We start from the raw sequence: 11259 nt of genomic DNA, 5'->3' as shown, positions 1-11259 counted from the left end.
TTAGTAAGAGTTTATGCCCATTTGCTTGCCATTTTTTCGCGATTTAGCGCAAGCCACTGCATACAAATAACCGTTGCCGCATTATCCATTTCACCGTTATTGAGGCGCATTAGCGCATCATCAACCGATAAAATATGAGTTTTTATATCCTCGCCTTCAGTTTCAAGACCATATACACCTGATTCTACTTGGCTTAAATCAGCACGTGCTAAATATAAGTGTAAGCGCTCAGTTGTTCCACCTGGGCTTGATAGGTATGAGAGCATAAATTCAAGCTCGGTTAATTCAAGCCCTGCTTCTTCATACGCTTCTTTTTTTACAACTGATTCGTAATCCGTACTGCCGTCAGTCATTCCGGCTATACATTCTAGTAGCCACGGCGAATGCTTACTTTTAATAGCGCCAATACGTATTTGCTCAATTAAAAGAACAGTATCTGATATTGGGTCGTAAGGCAGTACTGCAATTGCATCGCCACGTTCTAATATTTCTCGGCTAATTAGCTCTGATTTTCCACCCGCAAAAAGAGCATGTTCAAACTGGTATAAATCAACCTGAAAAAAACCTTTATAAAGGTTTTTTATTGGCTTTAGATTTACATCTTTATGTGTAAACTGAACGAGCTTTTTATCAACCACGTACCTACCTCCTACTTATCTAAAGCTTTAAAATGCGTTAATATATTCTGTTACACTTGAACATACTGTTTTACTAATTATTTTTTTTGTTATGCAGTAAAACAGGTTAACATGCTTTTAGTACAAAAATTGTCTAAGGACCGAACCCCACATGAAAAAGAATATTCTTGCGGCGCTAGTTAGTTTATCATGCGCACTAGGTGCAACAGCAGTGAAAGCTGAAGATTTACTACAAGTTTTTGAAATAGCAACAGCTAACGATCCTACTGTTTTAAAAGCAAAAGCCCAAGCCGATGCGCAGTCTTATCAAAGCGATTTGGCGATGAGTGCACTATTACCTCAAATTGGTTTAACTATGGGTTATACAAAAAGCGATGCAACGTCGTACCAAAGCGTTGGCGACTTATCTAACCAAGTTAAAGTTGAAAGTGACACAGACCAATTTTCTCGTGGTGTAAGTTTAAGCCAAACATTGTTTGATTTAGGTGCTTGGAATACGTTAGATATTGCCGATAAGCAAGCGCTTCAAGCAAGCGGCCTATATGATGCAGCTAAACAAAACTTAATTGTACGCGTTGCTGAAGGTTATTTTAACGTATTAAGTGCCAGTGATAACCTTGAATTTGTCGAAGCTGAAAAACGTGCCATAGCACGTCAACTTGAGCAAACTAAACAACGTTATGCAGTAGGTTTAACAGCTATTACAGACGTACACGAAGCACAAGCTCAGTTTGATAACTCAGTAGCCCAAGAAATTATTGCCAGTAATGCTGTAGAAACAGCACGCGAGCAACTTCGTGAGATAACCGGTAAATACCACGAAAAATTAGATTTTTTAAATACAGATACTTTCTCAACAACTAAACCAACTAAGCGCTCAAACGACTTTGTTAAAGTAGCTGAAGATAAAAATATCAACTTACAAGTTTCTAAAGTAACGGTTGATATTGCAAAAGATCAAATTGAATTAGCAAAAGCAGGTCATTATCCAAAACTAACTCTAAGTGCAAATTATGGTGACTCTCTTACAGACACTCAAATAAATGGCGCTAATTTTGATGACCAACCGCGTTCAGACTCAAGTTCTGTTGGGCTTAACTTTAGCGTACCTTTATACTCAGGTGGTGCAACGGTTGCTGCAACAAACCAAGCCCGTGCGTTTTACGTATCAGCGAGCCAAGATTATGAAACAAATTACCGCGCAGTCACTCGCACAGTAATTACATCTTATAATCAAGTTGTTTCAGATATTGCGACTTATAAAGCGCTAGAGCAAGCGGTTGTTTCAGCTCAAAGTGCCCTTAAAGCAACTGAAGCCGGTTTTGAAGTAGGTACTCGTACCATTGTTGACGTACTTGTGAGTACGCAAAATTTATACGATGCAAAACGTAACCTTGCTGATGTGCGTTACCGTTATGTGTTATCTACCCTTCGCTTAAAACAAGCAGCGGGTACACTAACAAGTGAAGATTTAGTTGCTATAAACCAAGGTTTAAAATCAGCTTAACTTTTACAGCTAAACATAATATAAATTTATTCAAAGCCAGCATGTAGCTGGCTTTTTGTATTTTATAGCGCTTAGCGTTAAACTATCATTTTTATTCTCAGAGAGATTTTTGTGGTCACCTCATCTCCTTTTAAAGCATCTTTTTTAGGCCCTCGATACTGGCTAACGTGGGTTGGCGTTTTATTTTTATACTTAATTTCTTGGCTACCACAAAAGCTACAGCTGGCAATGGGTAAGCAACTTGGCCGCTTAGTCCATAAATTTATGAAGCGCCGTCGCCATATTGCAGAAGTAAACATTAAGCTGTGCTTTCCTGATATGAGCGAAGCAGATCAAAAAAAACTTGTACTAAAAAATATGGAAAACACCGGCATTGCAATGGTTGAAACAGGCATGGCTTGGTGGTGGCCGCAGTGGCGAGTAAAAAGTGTATATGGCTCAATCAAAGGTTTGGAGCATTTTGAGCGCGTACAGGCATCTGGTAAAGGTGTTTTATTACTTGTTCCCCACATTTTGCATCTTGAAATGGCAAGTCGTGTAATGGGATTAAAATGCCAAGGTTTAGGCTTTTATCGCCCTCATAACAACGCTCTAATGGAATACTTTACAACTAATGGCCGCCTTCGTTCTAACGAATACTTAATTGGCAGGAAAGATGTAAAAGGCTTACTAAAATCATTAAAAAATAAAAAAGTATGCTATTACTTACCTGACCAAGATTACGGCCGTAACCGCTGTGAGTTTGTGCCATTTTACGCAGTCCCTGACACAGCAACGACAACAGGTACTCTTATGTTTGCTGGCAGTAAAAACTGCGAAACTATGAGCTTAATCTCGCGCCGTGACGAAAATGGTAAGTATCATTTAGAGGTAGTGCCTGAGCTTGAAAACTTCCCAAGTGGTGATGACAAGGCTGATGTAACACGCGTTAATCAACGCGTAGAGCTATGTATAAATGCAGCTCCAGAGCAATACATGTGGCTACACCGTCGCTTTAAAACTCGACCGGATAAGAATACCCCTTCTTTTTACAAAAAGTAATGGTATAACAAGAATAGGAACTTATAAGGTGGGTAATAATCATGTGGTTTTGGATTAGACATTTATCATTTGCAGCCGTGCTAATAGCACTCGCCGTATACTTTTTAGTGGGTGATGGTTCTGTATTTGATATTAAAAAATCTAAAAATGCAGCCGCCGAAGGACTATCACGCTTTTACTCCTCCATTCGTAACCAAGTAAAAAGTAATAAAGAACGAGAGCAATTTGTTTTAAAACTCAAAACACCAGAACAAACCTTGGATAGAGTATTGGCTGAACGTGCGCGAACAGTTGATCCAATGCCGACCACTTGGACTGGAGAGGTTGAACCTAGACGCTTTGAAAATGGCACAACCCTTAAAGATGTACTTAATCAATATGCTAAAAATGAGGGGATTGAGCTTTACTGGTACTTAAGTAAAGATTACGTAGTTAAAGATCATTTTAGAGTAGACAGTAACTTTACTTCAGCACTGTACCAAATTGGACGCGCTATAAATGATGACTTTGAGCACGAGGTTTATACTTACTTTTGCCATAAACAAAGAGCCGCGGTTATTACCGAGTTACCATCAGAATTTGTACGTACAAACTGTTTAAAAATAAAGGTTTAAGGGTTTACACGTACAAAAACCCAAGCAAGCGCTTGGGTTTTTCAATTCAATTCAATTCAATTCAATTCAATTCAAAAATACTATTCCAAACATTAGTTACGTTAGTAATATCTTGTAAAAACGTTTCTCGTGGGATCAACTTGCCTTTTTGCTCCAAGCTCAGCACGTGGTAACACGAGCGATAATCAATATACGCTTTTATCAACTGCTGTTTTTGCTCTTTAGTAATACAACCTATATTTGCTGCATCCGTTAATATTCTTACGTTATCTGAGTAAACTGTAAGCTGTTCAAACTCGTTTGCGTGTTTAAGTACTAAGTATTGGGTAATAAACTCAATATCAGCCATGCCACCAACATCTTGTTTTAAATCAAATTGCTCAGTATTTCCTTTCGCTAGATGATCGCGCATTTTTTCGCGCATTTTTATCACGTCTGCTTTTAATGCGGCATCGTCGCGTTTTTGACTAAGTATGTTTTTACGAATTTGTGAAAAACGATCTATCAGATCGTTTTGCCCTAAAATTAATCGAGCCCGAACAAGTGCTTGATGCTCCCACGTCCATGCTTGAGTTTGCTGATAGTGATTAAAGCTCTCTAAATTGATAGCCAATAAACCAGAGGCTCCTTCAGGACGTAATCGCGTATCAAGCTCGTATAAAATGCCCGATGCAGTACGGGTATTAAATAAATGCATTAAGCGCTGAGCGAGCTTTAAATAAAACTGACGAGAATCTATCGGTTTTTCACCATTAGTTAGGCTTGAGCCATCATGATTATGCACAAACACCAAATCTAGATCTGAGTCGTACCCGACTTCTAAGCCACCTGTTTTACCATATGCAATAACAGCAAAACTTTTATTCTCATCATCTGTGCCAGGGGGCATACCAAAGCGCTTAACAGTGTTATGCCATGCAATATTAACAGCTTGGTCAACAATCGCCTCTGCTAGTACGGTTAAGTGATCGCTTACTTTCATTACGTCAAGAACACCGGTTGCATCGGCGGCAGCAATTCGTAATTGATGAGTTTGCTTAAATTGCCTAAGCGACTCCATTTGCAGTTCTAAATCGTCATGCTCTATTCGTAAAAAATACTGTCTTATTTCATCTTTATATGCCGTTAATGGGGTTGGCTTATAAAGTACCGCAGGGTCTATTAATTCATCGAGTAATATGGGGTAGCGAGAAATATGCTCCCCTATCCATTTGCTATGACAACACAGTAAAACAAGTTGCTTTAATGCACCTTGGTTTTCGTAAAGCAATTCTAAATAGGCAGTACGCGAAATTATCTTATTAAAAATTTGGCAAACCATTGTGAAAGCTGCTGCACTGGCATTAAAGTCATTTAATTGATTTAGTAAAACAGGCATTAACTTATCAAGAGTGTCACGCCCTCGGTTACCTATATTTACCTTAGACAGCCTTAATTTAAAATCGTTAAGGGGTGCTTGCCATTCATCTCTGGCCTCTTTTAAAAAGCTCACATCACCATGATCCCAAGCACTAATAAATGCGCCTTCACAGGTATCAAGTGGCGCAGTTTCCTCGCCAATCACAAGTGCAAACTCACCGTTAACCTGCTTCATCACCTTTTCTATAGTGTTTAAAGTGGCAGAGAAATCAGCTTGTTCTAATAATAAATTTAAGCGCTGCTGATTCAATTCATCATCGGGGAGTGTTTGCGTTTGCTGATCGTCAAATATTTGAAGGTACTGCTCAACTTTACGTAAATAAAGGTAATTGCGCTTAAGCTCGCTTGCTTCTTGCTCATCTATAACTTGGTTAAGTGCCAACTCATTTAATGCTTTGAGTAAAGATTGAGTTTGTAAATTAGCCTCTCGCCCACCTCGAACCATTTGCAGGGCTTGCACTATAAATTCAACTTCACGAATACCACCTGCACCGAGCTTTATATTATTAGTTAAGCGTTTACGGCGCACTTCTTGTGCAATCATTAGCTTCATTTTACGCAAGGATTCAATCACCGAAAAATCAATATATCGGCGGTAAACAAACGGCTTTAAAAGCTTAATAAATTCATCCCAATATTTATTAGGCGTGCCAATTAAGCGCCCTTTTAACATTGCGTAGCGCTCCCAGTCGCGCCCTTGTTCTTGGTAGTAATCTTCAATGGCATTAAAGCTCATAACCAAAGGGCCGCTTTCGCCAAACGGGCGTAGGCGCATATCAACTCTAAATACTTGCCCATCACCGGTGGCTTGGTTAAGTGCTGCAATCAGTTTTTGTGCAACTTTGGTATAAAACACTTGGGCCTCAAGGCTTCTGCGGCCACCTTGGGTTTTTGTGCTGCGCGGATACGCAAAAATAAGATCAATATCAGAGGAATAATTTAGCTCCTGTCCGCCAAGCTTCCCCATCCCCAATACCATTAGCGGCATTGCTTGGTTTTGCTCATCAAGCGGTTCACCATTTACTTTTGCCACCTGTGCATGCGCCCATTGGTTGGCGCTATTAATTAGCATGTCAGCCAGTTGGCTTATATAATTAATACTATCGGCAATGGGGTTATTACAGCATAAATCTAAAAAGGCGACTTTAAGCCAGTACTTTTCACGATATTGACGAAGTACTTTATGACACTGTGCTTCATCAAGGTCAGCTAAATTCAGGTTTTTAAAAGGAGAATCTATTACTCTATTTTGTATTTCGTCTTTGCATAATAGCCAGGTATTTAAATCAGGTTGTGACTCTAAACTGCGCCAAGCAAAGTCGCTTAATGCTAATAACCTTACAACTTCACTTTGTTTACTTTGCTGCGGGTATAACTGTTCAAAGCGCATCAAGCCAAGTTTTTGTAATTGAATAGGAAGTTGCTTTACGTTACTCATCAATCCTCTCTTTTATATCATCAATAACCGTACTAGAATGATTAAAACCTAGAAAGGTTAACTTAATTAGGATCACCATGTCATATTTGTCTTTATCTAACACTAGTTTTATTGCGATTGCCATTAGTTTTGCGGTTATTTGCATAACTATTTTTTGTTTACGAGTTGTCACTCAAATCAAAGCAAAACAAGCGCTTAAAGATGAGTTAGCGCAACACGACAACTTTGCCATGGGTATTAGTTTTGCATCTGAAATATCGGTTGTTATAGCCACTATAGCCTTTTTATTTGACGAAATAAGCGTAAGCACTGCACAGTCAAACCCGTTAAAAGTGTTAATTATTATTGTTCTCTTATTCACTTTTATAAAAGTGGGCCATTTAATTCACAGAAAATGGATACTCCACAGATTTAATGAAGAAGCTGCCATACTAAAACAAAATGTATGTGCTGCATTGGTAGACTCAGGAATGTTAATCGCTAACTGTATTATTGCTCTGGGCTTGTACACGTGGACGCACACCCAAGGGTTTAGCAACTTACTTATTGCTTGCGTTAGCTTTTTTACACTTCAGGGGATGTTTGCACTTGATAGCAAAATACGAGAACACCGTTTTGCAAAAGCAAACCAAGGTGCGTCACTACAAAGTAACTTTAACCTAGAAAATACATCTATTGGTATAAGATATGCTGGAAAATCAATTGGCTTAGCGTTGGCTGTATATGCTGGTTTATCTAGCGCAGCATTTCAAAACGGTAAAATGGTTGAAAACATATTTACACTTGTAATGCATTGCGGTGTAATGTGGATACTACTTTACGGCTTAACGTATGTGATAAAAGTTATCTCTTTACCAAATATTGATACGGCTCTTGAAATAGACCATCAAGATAATATTGGGGTAGCATGCATAGAATTTGCTGTTTTTTGTGCTATAGGTTATTTACTTATTAGTATGTTTTCTCTTTAGATCTTTTTTACTGAAAATACAGCAATTAAAACGTCTGCATTTAAGTAATAATGGTAATTACTTAGATGCAACAAGGTCCTAGCTCTATGCCGCCTGAAATAACGAACTATTTGTTAATTGACATAGACAACGAATTTAGCCGCGCATTTGCCGAATACTATGTAAATAGTAATGGCATAACAAAAGCGAGTACACTTATTGCTGCAGGGAGTAATACCCGCCAATTAGTAAAAATGATGTTTGACGAGCTTATTAAAGACTATAGTTATTGCGATCTTGAAAACGAAATAAGCGTTTCTGAGTTAATTAATTACTTAAAAGATCATCACGATTTACACGGGGTCCTTTTCAATAGCACCGATTATTTACTCGCAAGTGATAAGCAACGCTTTATTTATAACTCATTGCATAAAGAACGCTTTTTAATAAATCTTGATGATACAGGCTATACACTAAGCCGGGTTACCGATGAGACGTTAACGGAACCTTCGCAAAATCATCACGATATAGCGCATACCCCACAAGATTTAATAGATCTCGCCGAACAACTTAATAAAAATAAATAATTGCGCACAGCCCCCAGCTTACTTACCATAGCAATATATATTTTACGCTATGTAGTAAGTGACGCCCTATGCGAGTTCCTCATATTTATCAAACATCGAGTATTGCCCTAAACACCCCTGTAACTTTAGATGACGATGCTGCAGGGCATATTGGCAGAGTGCTGCGCATGAAAGTAGGCGAGCATGTATCTATTTTTAATGGCGAAGGTGGCGAATACCTTAGTGAAATAATTGAGGTAACAAAAAAAACAGTCGTCGTAATGCCATTAGAACTTAACCCTCACGATGTAGAATCTCCACTTAAAATTCATTTAGGTCAGTGTGTATCCCGTGGTGATAAAATGGATTTTACAATTCAAAAGTCAGTTGAACTAGGTATTACCGAAATCACCCCTATTTTTAGTCAACGCTGTGGTGTGAAACTAATGGGCGATCGCCTTGAGAAAAAACACCAACAATGGCAAAAAATTGCAATTGCTGCGGCTGAGCAGTCAGGGCGTAATTTTGTGCCAATTATTCACCCACCTATAGATTTAAAACAATGGCTTGCACAACAAACCGATGCAATTAAGCTCACTCTTCACCCTCGTGCTGAGCACAGCATTAAAACCATTACGGTACCTAAAGATGGCGTACGCTTTTTAGTAGGCCCCGAAGGTGGCTTTACCGATGATGAAATGACACTAACCAAACAACTAGAGTTTGTAGATATTCGCTTAGGCCCGCGCGTTTTACGAACGGAAACAGCCGCTTTAACGGTCTTAAGTGCATTACAACTTCAATTTGGCGATTTAGCTAATTGAAATAACTAAAAGCACCCTCATATAAACAGTAACATTTATAGTAAGGCACAGCGCATGGCAATTAAGTTAGGTATTATTTCAGATCCTATTAGTGGATTTAACATCAAAAAAGACACCGGTTTTGCAATGATGATGCAAGCGCAAGAACGTGGCTACGAAATTTATTATATGGAGATGGACGATTTATCTCTTCGTAAAGGCAAGTCGTACGCTACAGCGTCTAAAGCGCAAGTGTTTAATAATGCAGAAAAATGGTATGAGCTTGAAGAAAAAGCCACTATAGCCCTTGCCGATCTTGACGTAATTTTAATGCGTAAAGACCCTCCTTTTGATACTGAATACATTTACGCGACGTATATTTTAGAGCGAGCTGAACAAGAAGGTACGTTAATAATTAACAAGCCACAAAGCCTTCGCGATGCTAACGAAAAGCTGTTTACAGCATGGTTTAGCGAGCATACGCCAGACACACTTGTTACACGTAGCCAAAAACAAATTCGTGAATTTTTAGCACAGCATAAAGACATTATTTTAAAGCCGCTTGATGGCATGGGTGGCGCATCGATTTTTCGCATCAGAGAAGACGATGCCAACATTGGTGTAATTTGTGAAACGTTAACCGAGCACGGCAGCCGCTTCGCAATGGTGCAAAATTACATTCCAGAGATCAAACAAGGCGATAAGCGCGTACTAGTAGTTGATGGCGAAGTTATTCCATATTGTTTAGCGCGTATACCACAAAATGGTGAAACACGCGGTAATTTGGCTGCAGGCGGTCGAGGTGAAGCCCGTCCACTTAGCGAATCAGATTTAAAAATAGCGCAAGCTGTTGCACCAACGCTCAAAGAAAAAGGCTTAATATTTGTAGGTTTAGATATTATTGGCGATAAATTAACTGAAATTAACGTAACTGCACCAACGTGCGTACGCGAAATTGAAGCTGCTTATGATATTTCTATCACAGGTATTTTATTTGATGCAATTGAGCGTAAATTAGGTAAGTAATTACCACAATAAAAAGCCCATTAGTTTAAGCCTTTCATGCAATTAATGGGCTTTTTATGTCAATTTAAATAACTATGCCATACTCAAAGTTCATTAACTAAAAAGGGTGAAATCTATGCAGTCATTAGAAAATCATTTTTTAATCGCGATGCCGTCGATGCAAGACCCTTTTTTTAAACGTGCTGTTACCTATATTTGTGAGCACAACGAAGATGGGGCTATGGGCTTGGTAATAAACCAACCTATTGATGTTACTGTTGGCGAACTTTTAGATAAAATAGAAATTGATAACGACAAAACTCAAAACGCAGCAAAAGTAACTGTGTTTGCAGGTGGACCCGTTAAAACTGACCGTGGTTTTGTACTGCACTCTCCCCAATCGGGTTATTCAGCAAGTCAAAAACTCAGTAGCGATATTATGATCACTACCTCAAAAGACGTTTTAGCAAACTTAACCACTGCACAAGCACCTGATCAATTTATTATTACACTTGGTTATTCAGGATGGGAGCAAGGACAACTCGAACAAGAGTTACTTGATAACAGCTGGTTGATCATAGAAGCCGATCCGAAGATCATTTTTGATACCCCCGTTGAAAAACGATGGGAAAAAGCAGTTTCAATGTTGGGCTTTGATATTAGCCAACTTAGCCCTGAAGCTGGTCACGCATAATAGTAACTTAACCTTAGCAAACTTAAACAAGATACACATGACAAAAAAATCGCTTAAGCCGCAAGGCGAACGCACTGTAATGGGCTTTGACTTTGGCACCAAAAGTATTGGTATTGCTATTGGGCAAGAGTTAACCGGCAGTGCGTCTAGCCTTAAGGCTGTAAAAGCACAAGATGGTATTCCTAATTGGGACCATATCGCCGTACAAGTAGCCGAGTGGCAGCCTGACTTAATGGTTGTTGGTTTACCACTAAATATGGATGGAACATCACAAGAGGTTACCTTTAAAGCAAAAAAGTTTGCCAACAGATTGCATAATCATTATGGCATTCCTGTGCAAACACAGGATGAGCGCTTAACGACAGCGGACGCTAAAGCGCGACTTTTTGAAAGTGGCGGCTATAAAAACTTAGGTAAAGGTAACGTAGATAATATGTCTGCGGTTATTATTTTAGAAAGCTTTTTTGAATCTAGTTACGGTGAATAAACTGGCTATATAAATAACCCTTTATACAAATAAAAAAAGCGCCAATTGGCTAATGCCAGTCAGTTAAGCTGACTGGCATTTTTCTTTTTATGGGGAT

The 11259-nt window shown here is 38.9% G+C and carries 11 protein-coding genes; 9 read left to right on the top strand and 2 right to left on the bottom strand.

Going from position 1 to position 11259, the window contains the following annotated elements:
- Positions 1 to 11 precede the first annotated feature (11 nt).
- The gene (locus GQR53_RS10410; RefSeq protein ID WP_165743891.1) at positions 12 to 638 is read right to left on the bottom strand and encodes an NUDIX domain-containing protein; all 627 of its coding nucleotides are present in this window, start codon (positions 636 to 638) and stop codon (positions 12 to 14) included.
- 151 nt (positions 639 to 789) lie between these two features.
- On the opposite strand from GQR53_RS10410, the gene tolC reads away from it, so the two are divergent.
- The 3 genes from tolC (at position 790) to GQR53_RS10395 (ending at position 3800) form a co-directional block, all read left to right on the top strand.
- The gene (gene tolC, locus GQR53_RS10405) at positions 790 to 2145 is read left to right on the top strand and encodes an outer membrane channel protein TolC (RefSeq protein WP_165743890.1); all 1356 of its coding nucleotides are present in this window, start codon (positions 790 to 792) and stop codon (positions 2143 to 2145) included.
- 111 nt (positions 2146 to 2256) lie between these two features.
- Positions 2257 to 3186: an LpxL/LpxP family Kdo(2)-lipid IV(A) lauroyl/palmitoleoyl acyltransferase gene (lpxL, locus tag GQR53_RS10400; protein ID WP_149593920.1), complete on the top strand. Its 930-nt coding sequence runs from the start codon at positions 2257 to 2259 to the stop codon at positions 3184 to 3186.
- 41 nt (positions 3187 to 3227) lie between these two features.
- Positions 3228 to 3800, top strand: a complete 573-nt coding sequence (locus tag GQR53_RS10395; protein ID WP_165743889.1) for a toxin co-regulated pilus biosynthesis Q family protein — start codon at positions 3228 to 3230, stop codon at positions 3798 to 3800.
- Positions 3801 to 3861: 61 nt separating this feature from the next.
- On the opposite strand, the gene glnE is transcribed toward GQR53_RS10395, so the two are convergent.
- Entirely contained in the window at positions 3862 to 6657 is a 2796-nt protein-coding gene (gene glnE / locus GQR53_RS10390; RefSeq protein ID WP_165743888.1) for a bifunctional [glutamate--ammonia ligase]-adenylyl-L-tyrosine phosphorylase/[glutamate--ammonia-ligase] adenylyltransferase, read from the bottom strand.
- 77 nt (positions 6658 to 6734) lie between these two features.
- On the opposite strand from glnE, the gene GQR53_RS10385 reads away from it, so the two are divergent.
- The 6 genes from GQR53_RS10385 (at position 6735) to ruvX (ending at position 11162) form a co-directional block, all read left to right on the top strand.
- Positions 6735 to 7628, top strand: coding sequence for a hypothetical protein (locus GQR53_RS10385; RefSeq protein WP_002961952.1), 894 nt, complete (start codon positions 6735 to 6737; stop codon positions 7626 to 7628).
- A 65-nt stretch (positions 7629 to 7693) separates the two neighbouring features.
- The gene (locus GQR53_RS10380) at positions 7694 to 8194 is read left to right on the top strand and encodes a hypothetical protein (protein ID WP_002961951.1); all 501 of its coding nucleotides are present in this window, start codon (positions 7694 to 7696) and stop codon (positions 8192 to 8194) included.
- 68 nt (positions 8195 to 8262) lie between these two features.
- Positions 8263 to 8997: a 16S rRNA (uracil(1498)-N(3))-methyltransferase gene (rsmE, locus tag GQR53_RS10375; RefSeq protein ID WP_165743887.1), complete on the top strand. Its 735-nt coding sequence runs from the start codon at positions 8263 to 8265 to the stop codon at positions 8995 to 8997.
- A gap of 54 nt (positions 8998 to 9051) precedes the next feature.
- Complete coding sequence (gene gshB / locus GQR53_RS10370) at positions 9052 to 10002, top strand: glutathione synthase (protein ID WP_154903711.1); 951 nt, start codon at positions 9052 to 9054, stop codon at positions 10000 to 10002.
- 115 nt (positions 10003 to 10117) lie between these two features.
- The gene (locus GQR53_RS10365) at positions 10118 to 10675 is read left to right on the top strand and encodes a YqgE/AlgH family protein (protein ID WP_149593913.1); all 558 of its coding nucleotides are present in this window, start codon (positions 10118 to 10120) and stop codon (positions 10673 to 10675) included.
- Positions 10676 to 10712: 37 nt separating this feature from the next.
- Entirely contained in the window at positions 10713 to 11162 is a 450-nt protein-coding gene (ruvX, locus tag GQR53_RS10360; protein WP_002961947.1) for a Holliday junction resolvase RuvX, read from the top strand.
- Positions 11163 to 11259 lie beyond the last annotated feature (97 nt).

The sequence above is a fragment of the Pseudoalteromonas sp. Z9A6 genome (genome assembly GCF_011378805.1).
Lineage (GTDB): Bacteria > Pseudomonadota > Gammaproteobacteria > Enterobacterales > Alteromonadaceae > Pseudoalteromonas > Pseudoalteromonas distincta.
This window is presented reverse-complemented; position numbering and strand designations above follow the sequence as displayed.